This is a genomic window from Vibrio paucivorans, from assembly GCF_054053395.1.
Map to the genome: position 1 here is coordinate 2,146,462 of NZ_CM133230.1, position 23,335 is coordinate 2,169,796.

Here is a 23,335-nt window from a genome sequence, read left to right on the forward strand (position 1 = left end):
TGATCACATTAATGCAACTAATTATCATTCCGGTTCTTATTTTCAATACTAACAACGTCAACCCGAGAAAGATGATGAAACCTACAATAAGGAAATTCCCCCTTTCGTCTGTTGCTGTCGCAGTGGCCCTTGCAGCAACAACTTCGATTACCGCCCAAGCTGAAGAAACCACAACGACTCAAGAGAAAATGGTTGTTGTGGCTAGCCAAACACCTAAAGCGATCAGTGAGATCCCAGGTACAGTTTGGTACATCGATTCAGAAGCAATCCAGCAGGAATACCGTGCTGGCAAGAACCTTGATGAGATCCTAGCAGCAACAGTACCGTCACTCGACATTGCAAGTGGTGGTCGTACTAATGCCGGACAAAATTTACGTGGCCGTGGTATTACCGTGATGATCGACGGTGTGTCACTACAATCGATCCGCGACATCAGCCGCCAGCTTGATGCAATTGACCCATTCAACATCGAACGCATCGAAGTGCTTTCAGGTGCAAGCTCTATCTACGGTGCAGGTGCAGCTGGTGGTGTAATTAACATCATTACCAAGAAAGCAGACAGCAACGAAGTTGCATTTGAAACATACGTAAGTGGTACTTCTGGCTTTAACGGTAGCGAAGATGGCGACTTTAAAATCGCTCAGTCTATCTCAGGCGGCAATGACAAAGTCAGCGGTCGTGCAGCGGTTGCCTACACTACAACCCAAGCTTTCTACGATTCAAATGGCGATATGGTCACTCCGGACATGAGCCAAGGTTCTTACCAATTCAATGACACGATTGATCTACTTGGTACATTGCAGTTCAACATTAGCGACGAACAGCGCTTGAACCTTCTTGCTCAGTATTACGACAGCCAACAAGACTCACCTTATGGTCTGTACTTCGAAAAGAACGAAGATGGCTTCTATGACTTTGTTGACGTAAGAGATGGCTACCACTCTGACAGACAGCAAGGTACCGAGCGCATGATGCTGAGTGCGGCCTACTCTCACGATAACGTGCTTAACCAACAATTTATCGCAGAGCTCTCTTACCGAACAGAGGATCACACCTACACGCCTTACATTGGTATCTACAGCAACGGCGAACCATATAAAGACGAACTCAGCCTGAGTTCTTCTCGTCAAAAGACTGAGATCATCAGTGCAAAAGCGCTTCTACACAAATCCTTTGATTCTGTGAACCTTACTTACGGTGTTGATGGCTACATTGATAAGTTCACCAGTGACCAAGCAATTTACGATTCGCAAACGTCTAGCGAATCAGGCGGCCTAATCAACAACATCTCTCACTACGACGGTCGTTATCCTGGCATTGATTCATCGGCACTTGCTGGTTTCATCCAAGCCGAGTACGCCATTACTGAAGCGTTATCGTTACAAGGTGGCTATCGTTACCAATACATCAATACCGAATTAAAAGATTTCCAAAAGAATGCGGATTCTGACTTCTACGAAGGTGGCGATGTCGATTATTCAGTTAACCTATTTAACCTAGGTGCAATTTACAAACTGACTTCAAACTCGCAAACATGGGTGAACTTCTCACAAGGTTACAATCTAGCGAACCCGGCGAAGTACTACGGTAAGAATGATTCTAACGGCAACCCTGTCGACGTAAATAGCTCAAAACTTGATGGTATTAAGACCAACAGTTACGAACTCGGCTATCGTATCGAAGGCGCCGATGTTTCATTCCAAACAGCTGCTTACTACTCGTACTCAGACGGTTCAATCTTGTATGACTACGATAATGACCACACAATCTCTGACGTTGCAGAGCCAACACGAGTGTATGGCTTAGAAGCGTTAGTGGATTACTGGGCAACAGATCGACTAAGCCTAGGTGCGTCTGGTCACTACGTTGTGTCTGAGATCGAAGCCGAGGATGGTTGGAAAGAGATGAACGCTGAAGATGCAAGTACATCGAAAGCGAATCTTTGGGTTGGTTGGACAGAAATGGACTACAACGTGAAGCTTCAAAGCTCAACAGCATTTGACTACGAAGATGCCGATGGCGATAGCCTAAATGGTTACACAGTGGTTGACCTAATGAGTACATACCACTTACCAGTTGGCTCTCTTGGCTTTAGCATTCGTAACCTATTTAACGAAGAGTACGACACAATGCTAAGCCAGCGTGCGAAGTACTGGTATGGTGACAACGCAATGTTTGACTACAACGGCCGTGGCCGCACGTTCACATTGAACTACCAAGTTAAGTACTAATACGAAACTTAGCAAACCAAAGTCCATAACGAAAAGCCGCTGATCATTCAGCGGCTTTTGCTTTTGTAGGTGGCCCATAGGTTAGCAGTCATTGTCTACTTATATCTTGGTAGCATCAGCAGCTCTATCTTTTGTTGCTTTCGGTAATGCAGTACAACCACTTAGTTTGGACAACACATTAAACAATAAGCCAACAGCAAACAAGGTCACTACAATGCTCGCGCCACTTGGTAAATCATAGTAAGCCGACATAGCGATACCCGTTACGATTCCAAAGGCACCAATACCGATACTGGCGACTAAAAAACGCCAACCGACTAGCATGGAAGCACATAAAGCAGGAATGACCAGTAAAGCAAACTCTAGGTAGATCCCCGTCAACTTCACCGTAATTGGCATTAAGATGGCGAAGATGAGGTAAAAACCACTTCCCTGCATAAAGCTTGGCTTCAGCTTGATAACCACCAGCATGGCAGCAGTAATGATTGCTAACGGCCACACGTCATCCCATGTTGACCAAAGCAGCTGCCCGTTCAAGATCCCTTGAATAAAGTCTGCACCATGCGGGTCTTTGCTGACTAGCAGTACCGCAACAGAAGCTGACACCACAAACAAGCTACCAATCATTGGTTCTAGCTGATCTTTGTAACGTCGTTCCATCAAGGCTATTAGACCACACAGCAATAATGACAAGACCCATGGTCCAATCATCTGTCCTAACCAACTTTGCGGAATTACCCCCAAATGCTTGAGCCAATACTGACTCAACGCCGCACCAAGCGCGGCCACTTGTGCGACGGCTAAATCGATGAAAATAATTTCACGTTTCAGCACCTGTTGGCCTAATACAACGTTTCCCACCAATGCAATCAGCCCGCAAATAAATGCGGGCGCTAGCCAATAATAGTCCGCTAGCATGCCTAAATATTCACTGGATTAGCAAAAAGGGCGAGTAAGTCATCGATGACCTCGTCATACATTTCATCAAGCGACTGCCCTTTTTTGACCGTCAGAGGTAATTGGACGATAGGCTTGTTCGTTTGGCCGTTCAACCAATTGGCAGGTCGGCTATCTTGATGTGAAGAAAACACAATCGCGTCAAACGAACTTGGCTCTAAACTAGATAAAGATTGCAAATGTGCTGTGGTAGGAGAAATACCTGGCTTTGGTTCTAAATCAGCCACTTGTTCCATCCCTAACCAGTCATAGAGATACCGATAAGTCGCGTGATAACCGACCACCTTTTTGCCCTCGAGGCGCTTGGCTTTCTCGCTCCACGTTGCAAGGTTTTGACGCCACTGAGCACGAAACTTCATCCCATTGAATTGGTATTGATGAGCATTCTCTGGATCAATAGCCTGAAGTCGTTTGGTCACTGCGTGGGAAATCGCCACCATGTCATTGGCTGCAAACTGAACATGAGGGTTACCATGAGCATGAATATCACCTTGGCTTCGATCGACATGGTCATGGGTATCCAACCTGTTCACATAGTCGGAGGTGTAAAGCATCCCTTGCGCATTGTTTTGGACAACCGGATTACCGCTACGAACCTGAAGCATTGGCAACCAACCTACTTCCAGTTCCGACCCAGAGCATACCGCGAGATCTGCTTGACGCATTTTGGCAATCAACGATGGCCTAGCCTGAACATAGTGTGGGTCCTGTTTCTCAGTGGTCGCTGAATAAATGCTGGCATCGGGTGCATGTTCAGCTAATAACGCTTTCCACTCTGGCTCACAGGTAAAAATATTCAGCGCAAAACTAGGTGAGGAAATTATGGCAGCTCCCGCTGCCATTAATACTGCTATTCGCTTAGAACGCATGAGCACCATGCGCCCCAAAGGTCATTACGTACTGCAGCGTGAACACATTATCTGTTTCGTCAGATTGGTTTTCGACACGAGAGTATTGCGCACGAATCGTACCAAAGTGCGAAGAATCCCAAGCAATCATAGCGTCTAGCTCTTGATCGCTAAGCTCCGAGAAGTGCATGTGGTCGCCGTGTGCGTGGCCGTCATAGGTTTCAGCTTCACCGTAACGTAGGCCCATTGACCAGCTCGGGTTAAAGCGGTAAACACCCGAGACATAGTAAGCCGATAGAGTATCTGGAGAGTGTGCATCGTTGCTGTACTTCGAATCAACAATGTCATCAAGCAGCATGTATTCCGCCGCTAGAGTAAAGTTGCTGTATTTGTAATTGCCATTTGGCGCCCACTTCCAAACAAAATCCGCACCGTAAAGGTTAGATCCAGTCACGGTAGCTGAGTGATTATGATCGTGGTCGTGATCATGGCCGCTGTGCACGTGTACATCTTCACCGAACGACTCAGTTTTACCATTTTCGTTACGCAGGTAGCTCAAGCCAAACTGCCAGCTTGAAGAGTCAGAAATATCATTCCCCAACTTCAAGTTAGTGCTGTAAACACCAACATCTTCACCGTCTTCAACCGCAGACATCTTGCTACCACTGAACGCTTCTACGCCAAACTTCACGTACATGTCTGTTGGCAAAACAATGTTTGCACGTACACCATCATCATAATAGTGAGAGCCAAGGAACGTACGGTATGCTACCGGTCTTTCTACAAAGCTATCGGTGTGCATATGCTGATTGTTTAAGTAACCAAAGTCAGACAGGAAACGACCCGCACGGATATTCACACCGTAAGGAAGAGACAAGGTTTCAATAAAAGCTTCTTCTAACAGTAACTCGGTTTCATCACCATGGCTTTCAAGTACAGTGGTCAATGCACCGTGGAATTTGTCATCGATATTCGCTGACATGTTTAGCTCAGTATGCCCAAGGCCAAAGCCTTCACTGCGCTCAGAATGGTTCCGTTCACCATTTTGATAGTAACCATCCAGCACCACACCAATTTGTGGATTTGAAAGCGTATTCGCCATAGCAGTTGAAGCAAAAAGTCCTGCTAGCGCAAGAGAAACGGTTGTCTTTTTCACGACGGGGTCCTTAAATTGTTATAATGTAACACCTTTTAACTTTTAGTATGTTATAACATAACAATAAATTACCAATCTTAGATATGTAATATTTTGTAAATTAAATTATTAAAGCAGCGCTGTTCCTTTTGATAGCGAATAGTTAGGAGGGAAAGCTATGATGGATACTGGCTACAAAAGCGCCTTGCAGCCAGATTGGAAAGGTGGGCTATAGCTTGAGTACGCCGTAGAAATAGGCAAGCTCTGCAACCGTTTTAGCGGCAAACTTTTTTAACAAGCTGGCGCGATGCACTTCCACTGTCCGCATTGCAATACATAGCTCGTCGGCGATACGTTGATTACGCTTGCCGTCGATAATCAGCATCAGGATATCCCTTTCTCTTGATGTCAAAGCATCATAAGCATGCTGCGCTGTCATTACTTCAACGTTTTTCAAAGACTGCGATGCCGCTACTTCAATAGCGTTCACAAGCTCGGAACCACTCACCGGCTTTTGGAAAAAGTGAACCGCCCCTTCTTGTAACGCCTCCACAGCCATCGGGACATCACCATGCCCTGTAAGATAAATAACGGCCAAAGGGCTATGAATTTGGTTAAGTCGCTGCTGAACTTGTTGCCCACGAAGCTTTGGCATTCGGCTATCCAAAATAACGCAGCCTGGCTCACTGAGATCTACGCTGTCGAGGAACTGCTGACCATCAGAAAACGTCGCAACATTGAGTTCGTGCTCTTCCAATAAAAACGCCAACGAATCGCGCACTGATTCGTCGTCATCCACAACATAAACAGGCAGATCAGCACCTTTCTCAGTCATTGTGTCTCCTTTCTTTATTTGCAGTGAGATACGGTATGGTTAATGTCACTCGGCAGCCATGTGGTTCAATGTTCTGTAGCTGTAATTCACCTTGGTGTTTTTCAGCTACATCTCGGCAAATAGTAAGACCAAGCCCTAATCCCCCTGCTTTGGTTGTGACAAAAGCTTCAGTCGCTGCATCACTTTGTAAGCCGGTTCCGTTGTCGATAACCTCAATCACAAAGCCTGCTTCACCGTATCGAGTCTCTAAGTCGATGCTAACGGGTAGCTCGCATTCCGGTTCTCGTGAATGATTGGCAGCACAAGCCTCAGCAGCATTAGTTAACAGATTCACAATCACTTGCTGTATACCAACACGGTCCACAACCACTTCTCTGGCAATCCCCACTCGTGTTGTCTTTATCAAGATATTTTGTTTGTTGAATCGGTAGGCCAACATCTCAATGGAGTCATCGATAACACTGGTTAAGTCACACTTAGAAAACTCAACCTCCCTTTTCTGAATGAGGGTACGAAGCCGCTGCACGATAGCATCGGCACGCTCTACTTGCCGTTGAATTCGTTCGAACACGGGTAGCAGTTCTTGGATTGGTTTGTTTTTACTTACCCGTAGCGCTCCCCCTTCGCTGTAATTTCGAATTGCAGCTAAGGGCTGATTGATTTCATGGGCTAGGCTTGTGCCTAATTCCCCCACTATCGCCACACGCTGGGAGTGCTCGAGCATTTCACTCTTTTCCTTCAAGTCATGCAACGTCTGTTCTAACTCACGTTTACTTCTACTAAAGCGATACTCCAGCCAGAAATGATAAACATTGATAACAATGAAAAAGATCAGTGCTGCCCACGCCCACTCTTGATGAATTCGTAGCCAGCGTAGCGCTTCACTCCACCAAGGTTGCTGCAAAGGATGGAGATCCAATGCTTGATACAGTTTATCAATCGATAGCAAACTTACCGGTGACGTCCACCCCGCTGCACCCGCGGCAATCGCGGCAGTGCTCTCCGAAGGCATAGATAACAGTGCTCGAGAAAGCTCTTTGGCAATAGCTTCAGACCCTCGGGCGGTTTTAGCTAATGACCAGTTAGGATAAAGGGGTGTCGACGCTTGGCATCCCAGCGATGACGATGGTTGCAGGTTCAGAACGCGGTAATCTTTTTGTTCGATGAGCCCATCTCGACTCATATTTTCCAGTAGACACACCGGCACTACTGCGGCTTCAACGTTAGCATCTCTAAGCTGATAAAGGTTGGCATCAATTGGAAAACCTAAAAACCTAGCGTCAGAAAAAAAATCGTTGGGATCCAGACCTTGCTCAGCCAGTTGATAGCGCAGCGTTAAGTAGCCACCAAACGCTATTTCAGATACAGCAGCAATTGGCAAACCTGCCACATCCAAAGCCGTTTGATATGGAGAGTCTCGTTTTACCACTAACGCGGAACCAATACCGTAGTTGGTCTCTGGCTCAGTTCGGCTAGTCAGCGTTGCTACCCAAGACAATTCATACTGTCTGCCTAACTTCACAGCTTGCCCAGGATTAGTCAGCACGAAATCCACTTGCTGCTCCTCAACCGCTGTCCTCATGCCGTCGAGGTCTAGCGGGGTCAGAACGAAAGTGATATTCGGCATCTGAGTGCTCAACCAGTCTAGTGTTGGTTGCCAACGTTGTTCTGCATATAAGTGCCCACGAATCGCCAGCACCCCGATCTCTACTTTCTCGGTCTGCTTTTCATTGGCGAAGACAGGCATCGAGGCGAGTATTGCCAGCCACAGCGTGACGGCATAGGTTCCTCGTCGCCAACTCATTTTCATGGTTATCCCCAGTTTTCGATTTCTGGCGACAGCATACCAGCAGCTACCCCACCCCTACATTTGTTTTGGATCAATTAAGTATTGGGTATGTGGAAATCCACAATACCGAGCCACTTAGGCATTTCTGACAATACAGTTAAGCCCAAATCAATCTTAGCAGGTCAGTGATGGATTCAACCAAACGACGCTTTCTCAGTGCTGTCACCGCCGGTGCTGCACTCATTCCTGTAACGGGGATCAATACTGCTACCGCAGCCACTGTGATCAGAAATAATAATCAGCCTGATCGCAAAGGCGAAAGCGGTAAGCGCTACGCGATGGTTATCGACTTACGCCAATGTGTAGGCTGCCAAGCCTGTACTGTAGGGTGCAGCATTGAAAACCAAGCCCCTATTGGAAAGTTCCGCACCACGGTAAAACAGTATGAAGTCGCTCTTGAGGACGGTTCAACAGCCACCCAAGAAGTGAAAGCCTTCACTCTGCCTCGTTTGTGCAATCACTGTGAAAACCCACCGTGTATTCCAGTCTGCCCTGTTCAAGCTACTTTCCAAAGAGAGGACGGTATCGTCATGGTTGATAATAGTCGCTGCGTTGCCTGCGCATATTGCGTACAAGCCTGCCCATACGATGCGCGCTTTATTAATGAAGAAACGCTAACCGCCGATAAATGCACCTTCTGTGCACATCGTCTAGAGCAAGGTTTATTGCCCGCCTGTGTTGAAACATGTGTTGGAGGCGCTCGTATTATTGGCGATCTCAACGACCCAAATAGCGAAATACAGCGCTTGCTTACCCAACACAAAGGCGACATCAAAGTGCTTAAACCTGAAGCTAACACCAAACCCCATGTGTTTTACATAGGCATGAGCGAACGCTTCACTAGCCAAACCCAAGGTCAAGCCGCGATTTATGATCCGCAAGGAGAACAAGCATGAGCATCACAGAAGTATTGATTCAACCACAGGCAATCGCGTGGCTTCCATGGGCAGTACAATATTTTTTCTATATAGGGTCAGCCTACGCTGCAGCTATTCTATTTCTGGTTACTCTGATCTATGACACTCGATTTACTCACCGGTTGCGCGCAGCCTTAGCATTAACTATGTCCATTGGAGCGATTATTGGTCCGCTTGCTCTGACAGGAGACCTGCACCAGCCGGGGCGAGCTTGGCATTTTTACGCCCACTTCACACCTTGGTCTTGGATGTCTCTTGGGTCTTTATTCTTGCCTGCTTTCTCAGGACTTGCTGTCACCACAGCTTGGCTCTATTTGCGCCAAGATTTACACACGTTATCAAGTCACTCTAACCCAGTGCTACGTTGGATATCAGTACTAACGTTAGGCAACTGGAACGTTTCTCGTAAAGCGCTAATCGCCATCAGTAGTTTGACTGTAATCTCAGGGTTATCGATCGCTTTGTACACCGGTGCTGAAATCGCGAATGTTGAGTCTCGCCCCCTATGGAACCAAGCAGCTTCACCACTTATTTGGTTTACCACAGCGTTTTTAGGCGCTATCGGTCTCTCACTATTGATATGGGTTCTTTTCCCGACAGGGCGCAACGCAAAACACCTCTCTGACGCAGATGCCAAGCTAGTAAAGAATACTGCACTGCTTAGTAGTATTTCCGCGCTGATCCTAGTACCAATCTGGGCATCAAACCATTCTGCGTTCTGCTTATTTTATGATGACCACTGGGTGAAAAACATCGCCGCAATGAGCTTATCACTACTAATCTGCGCGCTAGCCGTCTTGTTCTTTATGCGTGGCCAAGCTCGCCTCGGCGGTATCCTAGTCATTTCTATCGCTACCTTATCGACAACATGGCTGACGCGCTGGATCACCATGATGGAAGTGCAAACTCTACCTAAATACGACGTGGGGCCTTATCCGTACTCTCTTCCACTCGATAGCTCTGGACTCCTCGGCATCATCGGAATGCTTGGCCTTTGGCTAGCGCTCGCAATGTTTGCGTCTGAGCTCATTAAACGCGATGACGAAACGTCTCTTTCTACCACCACTGACAGCCAATAGAGGTTTTCTTCATGGACACTAAACGCAGACAATTTCTCAAAACAGGCCTAGCGGCTGGTGGATTAGGTGCTTTCGCCGCGGGTTATGCAACAACAGCGAAGCATGCTGTCAACGGCGTAGTTAACGGTACTGCAGGCAAAGCAACGCGTGACATACACCATGGCAACTCACTTGAACCAGAATACAAAATGGCTGGCGAAAATCAGTTGGTGCCGAATCCAAACCAACGTGTTGCTCCATCCATGTGCTTCGGATGCTGGACGCTCTGCGGACTAAGAGTAAGAATCGACAACCGTAATGATGAAATATTACACATAAGCGGTAACCCTTATCATCCTTTATCACACCACCAGCACATTCCGATGGAAACACCGGTCAAAGAAGCCTACTTATCTATGGCTGGTGAAGCTGGCCTTGATGGACGTTCTACCGCTTGTGCTCGTGGTAATGCAATGCTTGAAATTCGTAACAGCCCTTATCGTATCACTCAACCTCTCAAGCGAGTTGGAAAGCGTGGTGACGGAAAATGGCAACCCATCAGCTACGAACAATTAATCGAAGAAGTGGTTGAAGGAGGTAACTTATTTGGCGAAGGACACGTTGACGGGCTACGAGCTATCCGCGATATAGATACGCCTCTTGATAGAGACAACCCAGAATACGGGCCGAAGGCCAATCAACTGTTGGTCACTAATGCAGGTAATGAAGGTCGCGACGATATTCTTAAACGCTTCGCGTTTAACAGCTTCGGTACCCGTAATTTCGGCCACCATGGTTCGTATTGTGGGTATGCTTTCCGTGCAGGAAGCGGCGCATTTATGAATGACCTAGATAAATTTGCTCACTTGAAGCCCGACTTAGACCACGCTGAATACGTGATGTTTATCGGTATGTCACCAGCTCAAGCGGGCAATCCTTTTAAGCGCCAAGCTCGCCAATTAGCTCACGCACGCACCCAAGGTGAACTGGAGTACACTCTGGTGACCCCAAGTTTACCTGCTGGTTCTTCTAGTCTTGCCGCGGGAGACAATAATAACTGGATTCCAATCAAACCGGGAACCGACTCAGCTTTGGTTTTAGGTATGATTCAGTGGATCATTCGCCATCAAAAGTATAACCATCAGTTTCTGGCACAGCCCGGCGTCAACGCTATGAAGAAAGCGAAAACAGCCCACTGGTGTAACGCGACTCACTTGGTGATCAGTGACGAAAATCATTCGCGCAATGGCAGTTTCTTGCGCGCGTCGGACCTTGGATACACCTATCACGGCGATGCGCAATCTGACGGTGACCCGTATATCATCGTCGACGTACAAACTGGTGACTTTAGCGTGCATACACAAAGTGAAGAAGCGGAGTTATTTGTTGAAAAGCAAGTCAAAATCGGCGACAAACTCGTCACCGTAAAGTCTTCGCTTCAACGCTTGAAAGAAGAAGCGTTTCGTTATGATTTGACCTTCTATAGTCAGCAATGTGGCATCAGTGTAGAGACCATAGAGTCTTTGGCAAAACGCTTTACCAGTTATGGCACCAAGGCCGTGGTGGATACTCATGGTGGTAATATTCACACCAATGGATTCTACAATGCGTTTACCATCATGATGCTTAACGCCATGGTCGGTAACATCAACCTAAAAGGCGGCGCGATGGCAAAAGCGGGCGGGTTGCCAACTTCCGGCCAAGGTCCTCGCTACGACTTCACTCGATTTGAAGGAAAAACAGGACCAAAAGGCGTATTCCTGTCGCGAAGCAAATTCCCATACGAGAAAACCAGCGAATATCAACGTAAACTCGCCGCAGGGCAATCACCCTACCCAACGCGAGCGCCTTGGTACCCTATTTCTGCGCCGCTACTTACCGAGCATTTATCTGCCGCAATCGACGGCTATCCATACCGAGCGAAAGCATGGATCAATCACATGGCGAACCCGATTTATGGAGTTCCAGGGCTTAAAACATTATTAGAAGACAAACTCAAAGATCCAAAGCAGCTCGGACTTATCATTTCTGTGGATGCATTTATTAATGAGACCACAGCACTGTCTGATTATATTGTTCCAGATACCGTCACCTACGAAAGCTGGGGCTTCGCGACGCCATGGCACGGCGTACCAGTCAAAGCAGTCACGACGCGCTGGCCAATCGTTGAACCTCGCACAGAAAAAACCGCAGACGGCCGATCCATTTGTTTAGAAAACTTTGTTATCGATGTCGCGAAAAAGATGCAGCTAGCAGGGTTTGGGTCTAAGGCTATTAAAGGCACCAACGGTGATTGGCACGACTTACATAAAGCCGAAGATTTCTATCTTCGTGCTGCGGCAAACTTAGCTTATGTCAAAGGCGGCGTACCCGAAGTGAACGCATCCGACATCGTTTGGTCAGGTTTGGAAAGACTGATTCCAACGATGCAATCAACCTTAACACCAGACGAGCTCAAAAGAGTGGCATTTGTCTTCTCTCGAGGGGGTCGTTTCGAAAACGCTTCCAACGCGTATCAAGACGATCAAATGAAGTATAAGTGGAGCAAACCTATCGCGATTTGGAATGAAAAGTTAGGTTCAGCTAAAAATACCATGACAGGAGAAAGCTATTGCGGATGCCCAACTTGGCATCCCCAGAAGCTAAGCGATGGAACACCGCTGGAAACGAAATACCCGAAATCAGAGTGGCCGTTTAGCCTCACTAACTTTAAATCGAATATCCATAGCGCAGTGTCTAACTTGTCCCCAAGGCTAAACTCGATAAAAGGTGTGAATCCTGTTTACCTGCACCCACAAGATGCTGAGAACGCCGGTATTCGCACAGGTGACCACTTCATTATCGAAACGCCAAGCGCCAGCACCAAAGCCATTGCTATGGTTTTGGATGGAGTGGCACCGGGTACTCTCGGCTTTGAACATGGGTTTGGCCATACGGAACTTGGCGAACGCGCTCATTGGATAGGAGACGTTCAGCAACCTGTAAAGCTTAAGCATAATGACGGCGTTAACATCAATGATGTTGGCCTGATTGACCCAACACGCAAAGGGAGAGGCGTCATGTTGGATTGGGTTGTCGGCGCGGCAGCAAGACAAGCACTTCCGGCGAAAATTAGAAAGGTGTAACCCAGCTTGCTAACAACGCTCTCCTGAGTTGGAGAGCGTTACTCTAGCCCAGTTCGTGACGCTAGCACTTTACCCGCTTCTTTGTTCTAATACCCTCGCCTTCAGGTAGAGGCTAGCTAAGTTAAAACGATATTGGGGAACATCATGGAAAGCATCTATTTTGCCGGCGGCTGCTTATGGGGCGTACAGGAGTTTATTCGCCACCTTCCTGGGGTTATCTCTACTGAAGTTGGCCGAGCGAATGGGACAACCGATACCACCACCAGCGATTACGATGGCTATGCTGAATGTGTGCTCACTCAATTTGATCCGAATGTCATCACAGTAGAAGTGTTGATGGGGTATTTCTTTGAGATCATCGATCCGTATAGTGTGAATAAGCAAGGAGAAGATGTTGGCCTGAAATACCGCACCGGTGTTTACAGCACGCAGGCTATTCACTTAGAACAAGCTCGACAGTTTATTGAATCACGAGAAGACTCTGCTCGAATCGCAGTCGAAGTACTGCCACTAACCAATTACGTGAAAAGCGATGAAGAGCACCAAGACAGGCTTACTCGCTTTCCGGATGACTACTGCCACATTCCGCTCGATTTGCTGCATAAATACAAGAATCAGCCTTGATAGCCAAACTTTGCTAGATAGTGCCAGACTTTCTTCACGTCTTGTTGGTCAAACCCGTTCTGGTTTACCGCTTCTCCCAATAAATAAGGAGTCAGCCAACCGTCTTCGGCAATGTCTTTTGCCACCTCTACAATCTGTTTTCCGCGGTATTCTGGGTTCTGTTCGACTACTTTAACAGCTAATCGATAACCTGCATGCCAGCAAACAGGAAGTGCTATCCTTTGAGCAATATCTTCGACCTCACTACCTTGAAATGACGGATCCAATACCAGTTCTTTTACATCTTCAGTCAAAGAAAGCTGACCATGAACATGCGCCTCTATGTAATTATCGAGGGCATCGCTGTTACTTGAATGCGCCAGTTCAATCAAAGGAGTTAAATATTCATTGGCAGCAAAATGCTCCGGTTCGAAAAAGCTGTCTGGATAACAGTAACTCGTTCTTTGTAAGGTATGTGGTTGCAACACAAAATACGAAGAGCCAAATCGAGGCGATGCTCCGGTTTCTAATGCCAGATAATTGAGCGCGCCATATTTCGGTCTAAGCACGTCAGGGGCATGGTCGTATGCACCATCAAATACTCGCTGCTCCCATAACCAGCGGTCACCACCTTGGTAAGCCGTTAATCCACCATTGCTCGTCCCCGTTTCAAACTGAGATTTCAACCTGCCATCATTTGCGATCGCTGCCAGTAATGGCTCTCCCTGTAAGGTCAACCTATCAGGGTGAAAGTTTATGGTGACTTGGTGCAGAGAAGGTTGTGGTATTCCAGACGACTTAGCCGTCATAGTTGCGATGACAGCATTGCAGATATCGGTTTCCAACGTCACTGAGCATTTCCAAAAGTTCGACACTTAGTGACTGTATCGAACCTCAGCTCTGTTGCCTAGCACTCTATGAACTAAGCGTATTTCCGCTGCCACGACTGCATTGCTTTTCCGACTAACACGATGGTGACCGTTCCAATCAATACAGGGGTAATCAAAAAGCTCCAACCAAGTAACTGACTCGACATCATGATGAACAGCGGGTTTGCGCCTGCAGGTGGATGTGTTGTGTCGGTCAACAGCATAGCCGAGACTCCGATTCCAGTCGCAATAGCTAAGGTCGCAGGGTTAACACCAATAAAATGAACAAAGCCCAACCCTACTGCCGCTGTGATCAAATGACCGAAAATGACATTTTTCGGCTGCGCAAGCGGGCTATTCGGCAAGCCAAACACAATCACTGTCGACGCACCAAATGGAGCCATGACTAGGATAAAGTCGGAATAAGATTGGTTAGAAAACGTTAGGATTCCAATTGCGATTGCCGCACCGATTCCAGCCACAACAGAAGTGGAAAGTTTATTCATGACATGCTCCAAATTTATTTCAAAAACAGTAGACAACTCTGTCTCCTTTTTTTAGAGTAGACAAATCGGTCTCCTTTTTTTAGAGTAGACAAATCGGTCTCCTTTTGTCAACATACAAAAAACGGAGAGATATATGAGTAAAAAACGTCAGCTTCTGATCGATACTGCACTTGAACTGTTCTACACGCAGGGTATTAACTCGATTGGCATAAATGAAGTGCTCAAAGTGTCTGGCGTGGCCAAAAAGACCTTATACAGCCACTTCGAAAGTAAAGATGCCTTGATACTGGCGGCACTAGAACAGCGACATTCGGTCTTTATCCAATGGCTTGAGAGCAAACTCGCAGACGCCCCCGACGACGAATCACTAATCAGGCAGTTATTTGGCGCACTTGATGAGTGGTTTCATGGCGAGTCAAAAGAACTGGGGGCCTTTCGAGGCTGCTTTTTCATCAACACCTCCGCTGAATTTAGCCAGCAGAGCCCTGAGATATTGGGCCAATGTCAGCTGCACAAACAGCAAGTAAAAGCGTTGCTGGGTGACCGATTACAGTGCCCTTCGCCTCTGCTATTGAATACCCTCTGTACCCTTAAAGAAGGGGCAATTTCAAGTGCTCATGTCTCTCATGATCGCGATGCGGCGAAGCGCTGTATTGAGCCGCTACTTATTTTGCTCTCAATTGTAAACGCGCCAGCCAGTGAAGCTTAACAGGTTGTGTCCTCCTTGCTTTGGCTTATAATGAGCGCGATTTATTTGAGACCTCGACAATGATTTCTAAAAACCAGCTAAAACTCCTTCGTGCTCTCGGGCAAAAAAAACAGCGTAAAGCGCTAGGCCAATTTCTCGTTCAAGGTGAAAAGAACGTCTTAGAGCTTCTTGAAAGCCCGCTAATCACTAAGCAAATCTTCGCGACGTCGGAGTTTTTGGCGCAGCACGGTAAAGAGCTACAAGGGTTTGACTGTATAGAGGCCTCGCTGGATGAACTCACTAAGGCAAGCACTCTCAAAAGCAATAATGCCGCCATCGCGGTGGTAGAAATGCCTGAAGTTCAAGAGCCACAAGCACAAGGTTTGATGATTGCTCTTGATGGTGTTTCCGACCCGGGCAACCTGGGTACCATCATCCGCCTAGCGGATTGGTATGGAATCGAGCACATTGTCGCAAGCAGCGATTGCGCCGACCCTTACAACCCAAAAACAATCAGCGCTACGATGGGCAGTTTTGGTCGCGTTACGGTGACCCAGTTGGATTTGCCACGCTATTTGGAACAAACCGATTTACCAATATATGGCGCGTTCCTCGAAGGGGAAAGTGTTCATCACACCGAGTTTTCTGCACAAGGTATTTTACTGATGGGTAGCGAGTCTCACGGCGTGCGTGAAGAAGCGTCTAAGTTTGTCACCGACAAAATCACCATACCCGCTTTCGGTGGCGCGGAATCCCTCAATGTTGCAATGGCAACGGGCATTATTTTGGATAACCTACGCCGACAGCACAGCGCCTAATAAAGAAGTTACTCTATTAAACAACGAAAAAGGGTTGGCGCTAAACGCCAACCCTTTTTTAATCATTTGTAGCTCGGTACTGCTTTGCAGTTTGAATGCAAGTCGTAACTACTTTTCCAGCATGTCCAATTTATCTGGCACACCATTCCACTTTTCAGCTTCATCCATTGCTGGCTTCACTTCCGTTTGCACCGGCCACACTTCGGCGAGTTCAGCATTCAATTCAATGTAGATTGTTTGATCTTCTGGTACTTCATCTTCTTGGAAGATCGCATGCGCATCACATTCATCGACACACAGACCACAATCGATACACTCGATTGGGTTAATCACCATAAAGTTAGGGCCTTCATGAAAGGCATCGGCAGGACATACCGCAACACAGTCCGTGTATTTACATTGGATACAGTTATCGGTTACGACAAACGCCATGATGATCCGCTCTATAAGTTAGTCAAAATCGAAGAATGGGGATAATACTCATCCCAAGCCAAAATTCAACCGCTTGAATCGGGATACTTCCCTACAGCCCGTTAATTAGTATGACAGACTATCGAATTTTTCGTAAAATGCGCGCCATTGTGAGCTGACTCTTACCCAAGAGTTTCGGCTAAGACACCTACTACGAGACATCAATAATGATACGTTTAACTGAAATTAAGCTGCCTCTTGATCACGAAGAGAGTGCGCTAACCGACGCGATTGCGAAAAAACTGGGGATCTCCAGCGAGCAAATCATCTCTTTCAACATGTTTAGACGTGGCTATGATGCACGTAAAAAAGCCAGCATCCTGCTTATCTATACTCTTGATGTCATCGTAGAAAACGAAGCACAACTGCTTGAGCAATTTGCCAACGACCCACACGTAAAACAAACACCAGACATGGAATATAAGTTTGTTGCTCACGCTCCAGAAAATCAAACAGAGCGCCCTGTGGTTATCGGTTTTGGCCCATGTGGCTTGTTTGCGGCGTTGATTCTTGCTCAAAGCGGCTTCAAACCAATTGTTGTTGAACGTGGTAAAGAAGTGCGTGAGCGTACCAAAGACACCTTTGGCTTCTGGCGCAAGCGTACACTGAACACGGAATCTAACGTACAGTTTGGTGAAGGTGGCGCAGGTACTTTCTCTGACGGAAAACTCTACAGCCAAGTAAAAGATCCAAACTTCTATGGCCGCAAAGTCATTACCGAGTTTGTTGCAGCAGGCGCACCAGAAGAAATCCTCTACGTAAGTAAGCCGCACATTGGTACCTTTAAGCTGGTGACCATGATTGAAAAAATGCGCGCTAAAATTATCGAGTTAGGCGGTGAAATTCGCTTTAGCACTCGTGTCGACGACATTCATATGGAAGACGGTCAAATCACAGGCTTGACGCTATCAAACGGCGAAGAGATCAAGTCTCGTCACGTGGTACTCGCAGTTGGCCATAGTGCTCGTGATACCTTTGAAATGCTGCACGAGCGCGGTGTTTACATGGAAGCGAAGCCGTTTTCTGTCGGTTTCCGTATCGAGCATAAGCAATCAATGATCGACGAGGCTCGTTTTGGACCGAATGCAGGCAACCCGATTCTAGGCGCTGCAGACTACAAATTGGTTCACCACTGTAAAAATGGCCGCACCGTATACAGCTTCTGTATGTGCCCGGGTGGTACTGTGGTTGCCGCCACCTCTGAAGAAGGCCGCGTTGTCACTAACGGGATGAGCCAATACTCTCGTGCTGAGCGAAATGCAAACAGCGCAATCGTGGTAGGTATCGACCCAGAACGTGATTACCCTGGTGACCCACTGGCTGGTATTCGTTTCCAACGTGAGCTTGAGTCAGGTGCTTACGTACTTGGTGGTGAAAACTACGATGCGCCAGCGCAGAAGATTGGTGACTTCCTAAAAGGTCGCGATCCTAGTGAGATTGGTGATGTTCAGCCGTCATTCACTCCGGGTATCCACCTAACGGATATCTCTCAAGCGCTACCGGATTTCGCAATCGAAGCAATTCGTGAAGCGATTCCAGCGTTCGACAAGAAAATCAAAGGCTTTGCATCGGACGATGGCCTGTTAACGGGTGTTGAAACTCGTACTTCTTCTCCGGTTTGTATTAAGCGTGGTAAGGATTTCCAGAGCATCAACCTAAAAGGGTTCTTCCCTGCTGGTGAAGGTGCGGGTTATGCCGGAGGCATCCTGTCTGCGGGTATCGATGGCATTAAGGCTGCTGAAGCAGTCGCTCGCTCTATGGTTGAGCAAGCCAACAAGTAATCGCTTACGATTAATCCAAGCAGAAAATAAGCGGGGTAAAATTTATCCCGCTTTTTTATTCTCATTTTCTTCCATACTGAGTTAAACACGCTGCCCACTGAATAGGTACTTCAATAATGAAATGGCTACTTGCACTGCTCGCTCTCAGCGCGACTTCATTCTATGCGTTAGCAGATACCACCCACTACATTCGTTACTCTCATTTAGGAAAAGTCAGTTACGGTAAGTTGGTTAACGACACAATCTATCCACTCGAAGGCGACGTGTTTACCAACTCTGCTCTGTCTAGCCGCACTTTAACGCTTAGCCAAGTAGAGGTATTGCTGCCCACACAACCAGAAAAAGTGTTCGCGGTTGGTATGAATTTCGCGAGCCACATGCCTTCACCTTCAGATCAAGCGCCACCTCTGTTTCTCAAGTTGCCTTCCTCACTTATTCTGTCCGGCAGCCCGATCAACGTTCCTCAAGGTGCAAGCAACGTACATTTCGAGGGCGAGTTAGTTATTGTCATCGGGAAAACTGTCCGCAATATCCCAGAAAGTGAAGCGGAGAGTGCCATATTTGGCGTAACGGTAGGTAACGACATTACCGAGAGAAACTGGCAAGGCTCAGATTTACAATGGATGAGAGCAAAAGCCGCCGATGGTTTTGGGCCTATCGGCAAAACCATTGTTCGCGGTGTCGATTACAATAATGTGCTACTCACCACTCGCTTAAATGGGAAAGTCGTACAGCAAGAAAACACGCGTAATATGATTCATTCTCCAGCGAAAGTGGTCAGCTACTTAAGTCAGTATTTCACTCTTAAACCTGGTGACCTGATCTTCATGGGGACACCTGGTCGCACTCAAGCGCTAAAAGATAAAGATGTTGTCTCTGTGAGCATTGATGGTATCGGAGAAGTCAGTAACCAAGTTCGTTTTTAACTGGCTCTTACAAACAGCCGGGACTTTAGTAAGCACTCATCCTAATATAATTCAGTACATGGCGACCTTTTATTTGGTCGCCATGTATTTAAATGGGCTTAAATAAAAAATTTTGCTTCCCGATAAAGTTTTCTTATTTAGCGAGCAGAGCTTACTGGCACCAAGTTATTCTTCGAACCAAGAGTAAAAGTGTCGTAATCTCTTAAAACATACAAAGCAAAACACGCTGCTAACATTGGCCATGCGGCAAAGAAAAGCAAGTTATTGAACGGGTCCATGTACTTTCCAAACGAAGACAGCGTCGAAACCGCATGCAAACCAAGGATCGCACCGTAAGTCCACTTCTTCCATAGGCCTGCAACAAAGGCACCCAGAAATAGCATTTGCAACACGCCAAGCCCCATCATTGCGCCGGTCGATAGCGACAAGCCGTAAAACCCTTGCATTACCTTAACCGCGTGTTCTGGAACAATAATCTTGTCCAATCCCCACATGAGAAACACAACAAATATCGACACTCTGAGTAAAAGCAAACTGACTGAAATGTTGCTTGCGAGTTTTTTGTCCATTAGTAATCCTTATTATTTTGTTACAGATATAATCTGGAAGCCATTTATTAAAAATGTAATGTTGCCCACCTCGCAAATATCTAACCGCGAAGTAACACAACCGAAGCAGATGACCTTTCAACGAAAATAAACATTTCACGAAATACGCATCAGGTTGTAAGCAAATATTAAATTCTCTAATCAATTGGTACGGACAAAATAGGTTTATGACCCAATCACTGCTCACTCGCTTCCAGCAACAGTGGCCAATAGGTAAGAAAAAGCGCTACCAGTCGCTGGTCAACCGCTACTCTGCCGAGTTATACCAATATGCATTCTGGCTGACTCTCAATCAGCAAGACGCACAAGACATGGTTCAAGAAACCTATGTACGCTGCTGGCACCAGATTGGAAGCTTCCAAAATCCTTGTGCCAAGAAACAAAAACACTCTTTGTTCGCTTTATTGCGACACCAAAGCTTTTATCACTTTGAGACTCGCTGTAGCGCCACCTCTACCCCAGAATTTGCTTTAGGATGTAATCCACAAGACGCCAACCTGATGGGGATACAATCATCTGTAGCACAACTGCCACTGGTTTATCGTGAGCCGTTAGTATTGCAAAGCATGCAAAAATTCAGCACTAAAGAAATCTCAGTGCTATTGAATATGAGCGAATCATCCGTTAACAACAGAATTTTGGAAGCTAAACAAAGGTTAATTACGCAAGGGGAGGAAGGTCATGAGCACCGAGAAACCCAATGCTTCTAATGTTGCCAGCTTTATAGAATATAAACGACGTAGCGACAGCTTTGAGAATGAGCTGTTTCAAGCGCTACGAGTGGATGTTCCGAACAATTTGGCCACCAACCTTAAAGACATCCCTAATCGGGTACCAGAGAGAACCCGCCGACCGGCCATTATTGGCAGCATGGTGGCAGGTTTATCTTGTTTGTTATTGGTGGGAAGTTTGCTGTTCAATTCGACACCGACGGCGCATGCCGATAACCTAATCGACACAGCCTACAACCATATGATGACTCAAAAGAGCTTCACAGACACAATATCGAATGAAGTAGAGATAGGCGAAGTAAACAACAAATTAGAACCATTTGGCGTTGAAATCGAAGAACTTCCATGGAAAGTTCGCTATGTAAATCACTGCTATTTTAAATCAAAAGCAGTATTTCAGATGATCACTATGCTCGATTCAGGTCAACGAGTCAGTATTTACTTGATCCCAAACGCAGCTTCCAAAGGAAAGGCCGACAACGCGGACAAAGGCGTAGAAATTAACTTGGAATCAGGAGCAGCAGTGGTTGCTGTCAGTGAGAGTCGAGAACTATCAAAACAAGTTCTTAAAGAGTTTAGCGGTAACATCAGCTAGCCTTTACTCTCCAAATCAAAAAAGCCACTTCTAGTCTCCTAGAAGTGGCTGCTGTTCCCGATATGGTTTAACCCGATACCTATCAACTAATCAGAGTCAGTTACGCTGTTTCTGTCTCTTTCGTAACGTCAGACTTATCTTCAAAAGAATTGTGAATCAGGTAATCAAATGCACCCAAGCTTGCTTTCGCACCTTCGCCCATAGCGATGATGATTTGCTTGTAAGGTACTGTCGTCACATCACCAGCTGCAAATACACCACTCATGGATGTCGCGCCGTGCGCATCAATTTCAATCTCGCCACGAGGTGACAGCTCCACTTTGGTGCCTTTCAGCCATTCACTGTTTGGCATCAAACCAATCTGTACGAAGATACCCGCCAATTCGATTTGCTTCAGCTCGTCAGTGTTGCGATCTTTGTACTCTAGACCCGTTACTCTACTGCCATCGCCTAATACTTGTGTCGTTTGTGCCATCTTAATGATTTCGATGTTAGGTGTTGCGTTGGCTTTGTCGATGAGTACTTGGTCAGCACGAAGCGTATCCGCAAATTCAAGAACAGTGACATGCTCAACGATACCGGCAAGATCGATCGCCGCTTCAATCCCTGAGTTACCACCACCGATAACCGCCGTTTTCTTACCTTTGAACAGCGGGCCATCACAGTGAGGGCAGTACGCTACGCCTTTGTTACGGTATTCTTGCTCGCCTGGAACATTCATTTCGCGCCAGCGTGCACCTGTGCTAGTGATAACAGTACGTGAACGTAATACCGCACCACTTTCTAACTCCACGTGAATGTAGCCATCTTTGGTATCTTTAGCATCGATGATGTTTGCAGCACGTTGCTCTGTCATCACTTCAACACCGTATTCTTTTACATGTTCTTCAAGGCTTGCAACCAGCTTAGGGCCTGTTGTTGCTTTCACTGAGATGAAGTTTTCAATCGCCATAGTATCCATTACTTGACCGCCAAAACGATCAGCAACTACACCGGTACGAATGCCTTTACGTGCCGCATAGATTGCAGCTGACGAACCAGCCGGGCCACCGCCAACAACCAATACATCAAACGGTGCTTGCTCGTTTAGGCCGGCTGCTTTCTTCTCTGCTGCGCCTGAGTCCACTTTGTTTAGTATCTCAGCCAGTGACATGCGGCCTTGGCCAAAAAGCTCACCATTAATAAATACGCTTGGTACCGCCATGATGTCACGTGATTTCACTTCATCTTGGAACGCTGCACCATCAATCATGGTCGTCTTAATTAGCGGGTTGATTGCCGACATCATATTGAACGCCTGAACCACCTCTGGACAGTTCTGACATGATAGTGAGATAAAGATTTCAACATTCAGTTCTTTATCAAGCTGTTTAATCTGCTCGATTACGTCCACTTCAAGTTTAATTGGATGGCCACCGCTGTGAAGCAGCGCTAGAACCAAAGAAGTAAACTCATGACCCATTGGTAAACCTGCAAAACCGATTGAAGTACCTTTCTCTTGGTTCACAACCTGCATGATTGGCTTACGCGAACTTGCATTATCATCATGAGTCACATCAATCTTGTCAGTCAATGACGCGATGTCATTCGCTAAAGCTTCAAGTTTTGTTGCTGTTTCACTGCTATCTAGGCTCAGTACCAGCTGAACATTTGTTTTTAAGTTTTCTAAGTATGCTTTTAGCTGCTGCTTCATTGCTTGGTCTAACATAATCGTGCCCTTTCCCAATTCTTGTCTTCATTCTTTGTGTTGCGCTCTTTTGCGCTGATGGAGTTAGTTTGCCCTG

At 46.6% G+C, this 23,335-nt stretch carries 21 protein-coding genes; 11 read left to right on the forward strand and 10 right to left on the reverse strand.

Annotation, left to right across the window (positions count from 1 at the left end; all coding sequences use genetic code 11):
* Nucleotides 1–74: 74 nt before the first annotated feature.
* Nucleotides 75–2,231, forward strand: coding sequence for a TonB-dependent receptor (locus ACXABW_RS09795; RefSeq protein ID WP_457524998.1), 2,157 nt, complete (start codon nucleotides 75–77; stop codon nucleotides 2,229–2,231).
* Nucleotides 2,232–2,330: 99 nt separating this feature from the next.
* Here the strand turns inward: ACXABW_RS09795 and ACXABW_RS09800 are convergent, their stop codons facing one another.
* The 5 genes from ACXABW_RS09800 to ACXABW_RS09820 form a co-directional block, all read right to left on the reverse strand.
* The gene (locus ACXABW_RS09800; protein ID WP_457522444.1) at nucleotides 2,331–3,149 is read right to left on the reverse strand and encodes a metal ABC transporter permease; all 819 of its coding nucleotides are present in this window, start codon (nucleotides 3,147–3,149) and stop codon (nucleotides 2,331–2,333) included.
* A gap of 2 nt (nucleotides 3,150–3,151) precedes the next feature.
* Nucleotides 3,152–4,030, reverse strand: coding sequence for a metal ABC transporter solute-binding protein, Zn/Mn family (locus ACXABW_RS09805; RefSeq protein ID WP_457522446.1), 879 nt, complete (start codon nucleotides 4,028–4,030; stop codon nucleotides 3,152–3,154).
* A 16-nt stretch (nucleotides 4,031–4,046) separates the two neighbouring features.
* Nucleotides 4,047–5,192: a hypothetical protein gene (locus ACXABW_RS09810; protein WP_457522447.1), complete on the reverse strand. Its 1,146-nt coding sequence runs from the start codon at nucleotides 5,190–5,192 to the stop codon at nucleotides 4,047–4,049.
* 208 nt (nucleotides 5,193–5,400) lie between these two features.
* Nucleotides 5,401–6,006: a response regulator transcription factor gene (locus ACXABW_RS09815; RefSeq protein WP_457522449.1), complete on the reverse strand. Its 606-nt coding sequence runs from the start codon at nucleotides 6,004–6,006 to the stop codon at nucleotides 5,401–5,403.
* Complete coding sequence (locus tag ACXABW_RS09820) at nucleotides 5,999–7,753, reverse strand: sensor histidine kinase (RefSeq protein WP_457525000.1); 1,755 nt, start codon at nucleotides 7,751–7,753, stop codon at nucleotides 5,999–6,001. Before ACXABW_RS09820 ends, ACXABW_RS09815 begins: the two co-directional genes overlap by 8 nt.
* 230 nt (nucleotides 7,754–7,983) lie before the next feature.
* Here ACXABW_RS09820 and dsrO point away from each other — a divergent pair, with 230 nt between their 5' ends.
* The 4 genes from dsrO to ACXABW_RS09840 all read left to right on the forward strand — a co-directional run bounded on the left by dsrO (nucleotide 7,984) and on the right by ACXABW_RS09840 (nucleotide 13,579).
* Nucleotides 7,984–8,751, forward strand: a complete 768-nt coding sequence (gene dsrO / locus ACXABW_RS09825) for a sulfate reduction electron transfer complex DsrMKJOP subunit DsrO (protein ID WP_457522451.1) — start codon at nucleotides 7,984–7,986, stop codon at nucleotides 8,749–8,751.
* Nucleotides 8,748–9,851, forward strand: a complete 1,104-nt coding sequence (nrfD, locus tag ACXABW_RS09830; RefSeq protein ID WP_457522453.1) for an NrfD/PsrC family molybdoenzyme membrane anchor subunit — start codon at nucleotides 8,748–8,750, stop codon at nucleotides 9,849–9,851. Before dsrO ends, nrfD begins: the two co-directional genes overlap by 4 nt.
* Nucleotides 9,852–9,862: 11 nt before the next feature.
* Complete coding sequence (locus tag ACXABW_RS09835) at nucleotides 9,863–12,955, forward strand: molybdopterin-dependent oxidoreductase (protein WP_457522454.1); 3,093 nt, start codon at nucleotides 9,863–9,865, stop codon at nucleotides 12,953–12,955.
* Between the two features lie 144 nt (nucleotides 12,956–13,099).
* Complete coding sequence (locus ACXABW_RS09840) at nucleotides 13,100–13,579, forward strand: peptide-methionine (S)-S-oxide reductase (protein ID WP_457522455.1); 480 nt, start codon at nucleotides 13,100–13,102, stop codon at nucleotides 13,577–13,579.
* On the opposite strand, the gene ACXABW_RS09845 is transcribed toward ACXABW_RS09840, so the two are convergent.
* A complete protein-coding gene (locus tag ACXABW_RS09845) occupies nucleotides 13,570–14,403 on the reverse strand; it encodes a DUF3626 domain-containing protein (protein ID WP_457525002.1) in 834 nt (277 codons plus the stop codon). The two genes, ACXABW_RS09840 and ACXABW_RS09845, sit on opposite strands and share 10 nt — an antisense overlap.
* Nucleotides 14,404–14,480: 77 nt before the next feature.
* The gene (locus ACXABW_RS09850; RefSeq protein ID WP_457522456.1) at nucleotides 14,481–14,933 is read right to left on the reverse strand and encodes an HPP family protein; all 453 of its coding nucleotides are present in this window, start codon (nucleotides 14,931–14,933) and stop codon (nucleotides 14,481–14,483) included.
* 133 nt (nucleotides 14,934–15,066) lie between these two features.
* On the opposite strand from ACXABW_RS09850, the gene ACXABW_RS09855 reads away from it, so the two are divergent.
* Both ACXABW_RS09855 and ACXABW_RS09860 read left to right on the forward strand, forming a co-directional pair.
* Nucleotides 15,067–15,642 carry a TetR/AcrR family transcriptional regulator gene (locus ACXABW_RS09855; protein WP_265688479.1) on the forward strand — a complete coding sequence of 192 codons (576 nt, stop codon included), beginning with the start codon at nucleotides 15,067–15,069 and terminating at the stop codon, nucleotides 15,640–15,642.
* Between the two features lie 59 nt (nucleotides 15,643–15,701).
* Nucleotides 15,702–16,439, forward strand: a complete 738-nt coding sequence (locus tag ACXABW_RS09860; protein ID WP_457522458.1) for a TrmH family RNA methyltransferase — start codon at nucleotides 15,702–15,704, stop codon at nucleotides 16,437–16,439.
* 108 nt (nucleotides 16,440–16,547) lie between these two features.
* Here ACXABW_RS09860 and fdxA read toward each other — a convergent pair whose 3' ends face one another.
* On the reverse strand, nucleotides 16,548–16,871 hold the full coding sequence (gene fdxA / locus ACXABW_RS09865; protein WP_457522459.1) for a ferredoxin FdxA: 324 nt from the start codon (nucleotides 16,869–16,871) through the stop codon (nucleotides 16,548–16,550).
* Nucleotides 16,872–17,077: 206 nt separating this feature from the next.
* Between fdxA and ACXABW_RS09870 the strand changes: the two genes are divergently transcribed.
* Entirely contained in the window at nucleotides 17,078–18,691 is a 1,614-nt protein-coding gene (locus ACXABW_RS09870) for an NAD(P)/FAD-dependent oxidoreductase (protein WP_457522461.1), read from the forward strand.
* A 116-nt stretch (nucleotides 18,692–18,807) separates the two neighbouring features.
* Nucleotides 18,808–19,617 (forward strand): fumarylacetoacetate hydrolase family protein, encoded by an 810-nt coding sequence (locus ACXABW_RS09875; protein ID WP_457522463.1) that lies wholly within the window; start codon nucleotides 18,808–18,810, stop codon nucleotides 19,615–19,617.
* A 137-nt stretch (nucleotides 19,618–19,754) separates the two neighbouring features.
* Here the strand turns inward: ACXABW_RS09875 and ACXABW_RS09880 are convergent, their stop codons facing one another.
* A complete protein-coding gene (locus ACXABW_RS09880) occupies nucleotides 19,755–20,186 on the reverse strand; it encodes a hypothetical protein (protein ID WP_265688475.1) in 432 nt (143 codons plus the stop codon).
* 206 nt (nucleotides 20,187–20,392) lie between these two features.
* On the opposite strand from ACXABW_RS09880, the gene ACXABW_RS09885 reads away from it, so the two are divergent.
* Together ACXABW_RS09885 and ACXABW_RS09890 are read left to right on the forward strand one after the other, a co-directional pair.
* The gene (locus ACXABW_RS09885) at nucleotides 20,393–20,935 is read left to right on the forward strand and encodes a sigma factor-like helix-turn-helix DNA-binding protein (protein ID WP_457522465.1); all 543 of its coding nucleotides are present in this window, start codon (nucleotides 20,393–20,395) and stop codon (nucleotides 20,933–20,935) included.
* Entirely contained in the window at nucleotides 20,907–21,551 is a 645-nt protein-coding gene (locus ACXABW_RS09890; RefSeq protein WP_457522467.1) for a DUF3379 family protein, read from the forward strand. The genes ACXABW_RS09885 and ACXABW_RS09890 overlap by 29 nt, the downstream gene beginning before the upstream one ends.
* Before the next feature lie 100 nt (nucleotides 21,552–21,651).
* Here the strand turns inward: ACXABW_RS09890 and ahpF are convergent, their stop codons facing one another.
* Nucleotides 21,652–23,259 (reverse strand): alkyl hydroperoxide reductase subunit F, encoded by a 1,608-nt coding sequence (gene ahpF / locus ACXABW_RS09895; protein ID WP_457522469.1) that lies wholly within the window; start codon nucleotides 23,257–23,259, stop codon nucleotides 21,652–21,654.
* Nucleotides 23,260–23,335: the final 76 nt, after the last annotated feature.

Excerpts from the sequence above, each read along its gene's own strand:
- ACXABW_RS09795 (WP_457524998.1), top strand. The coding sequence starts at position 75 with ATGAAACCTACAATAAGGAAATTCCCCCTTTCGTCTGTTGCTGTCGCA.
- ACXABW_RS09890 (WP_457522467.1), top strand. The coding sequence starts at position 20,907 with ATGAGCACCGAGAAACCCAATGCTTCTAATGTTGCCAGCTTTATAGAA.
- ACXABW_RS09855 (WP_265688479.1), top strand. The coding sequence starts at position 15,067 with ATGAGTAAAAAACGTCAGCTTCTGATCGATACTGCACTTGAACTGTTC.
- ACXABW_RS09815 (WP_457522449.1), bottom strand. The coding sequence starts at position 6,006 with ATGACTGAGAAAGGTGCTGATCTGCCTGTTTATGTTGTGGATGACGAC.
- ACXABW_RS09860 (WP_457522458.1), top strand. The coding sequence starts at position 15,702 with ATGATTTCTAAAAACCAGCTAAAACTCCTTCGTGCTCTCGGGCAAAAA.
- ACXABW_RS09800 (WP_457522444.1), bottom strand. The coding sequence starts at position 3,149 with ATGCTAGCGGACTATTATTGGCTAGCGCCCGCATTTATTTGCGGGCTG.
- ahpF (WP_457522469.1), bottom strand. The coding sequence starts at position 23,259 with ATGTTAGACCAAGCAATGAAGCAGCAGCTAAAAGCATACTTAGAAAAC.
- ACXABW_RS09835 (WP_457522454.1), top strand. The coding sequence starts at position 9,863 with ATGGACACTAAACGCAGACAATTTCTCAAAACAGGCCTAGCGGCTGGT.
- nrfD (WP_457522453.1), top strand. The coding sequence starts at position 8,748 with ATGAGCATCACAGAAGTATTGATTCAACCACAGGCAATCGCGTGGCTT.
- ACXABW_RS09850 (WP_457522456.1), bottom strand. The coding sequence starts at position 14,933 with ATGAATAAACTTTCCACTTCTGTTGTGGCTGGAATCGGTGCGGCAATC.
- ACXABW_RS09820 (WP_457525000.1), bottom strand. The coding sequence starts at position 7,753 with ATGCCTGTCTTCGCCAATGAAAAGCAGACCGAGAAAGTAGAGATCGGG.
- dsrO (WP_457522451.1), top strand. The coding sequence starts at position 7,984 with ATGGATTCAACCAAACGACGCTTTCTCAGTGCTGTCACCGCCGGTGCT.
- ACXABW_RS09885 (WP_457522465.1), top strand. The coding sequence starts at position 20,393 with ATGACCCAATCACTGCTCACTCGCTTCCAGCAACAGTGGCCAATAGGT.
- ACXABW_RS09840 (WP_457522455.1), top strand. The coding sequence starts at position 13,100 with ATGGAAAGCATCTATTTTGCCGGCGGCTGCTTATGGGGCGTACAGGAG.
- fdxA (WP_457522459.1), bottom strand. The coding sequence starts at position 16,871 with ATGGCGTTTGTCGTAACCGATAACTGTATCCAATGTAAATACACGGAC.
- ACXABW_RS09880 (WP_265688475.1), bottom strand. The coding sequence starts at position 20,186 with ATGGACAAAAAACTCGCAAGCAACATTTCAGTCAGTTTGCTTTTACTC.
- ACXABW_RS09875 (WP_457522463.1), top strand. The coding sequence starts at position 18,808 with ATGAAATGGCTACTTGCACTGCTCGCTCTCAGCGCGACTTCATTCTAT.
- ACXABW_RS09805 (WP_457522446.1), bottom strand. The coding sequence starts at position 4,030 with ATGGCAGCGGGAGCTGCCATAATTTCCTCACCTAGTTTTGCGCTGAAT.
- ACXABW_RS09870 (WP_457522461.1), top strand. The coding sequence starts at position 17,078 with ATGATACGTTTAACTGAAATTAAGCTGCCTCTTGATCACGAAGAGAGT.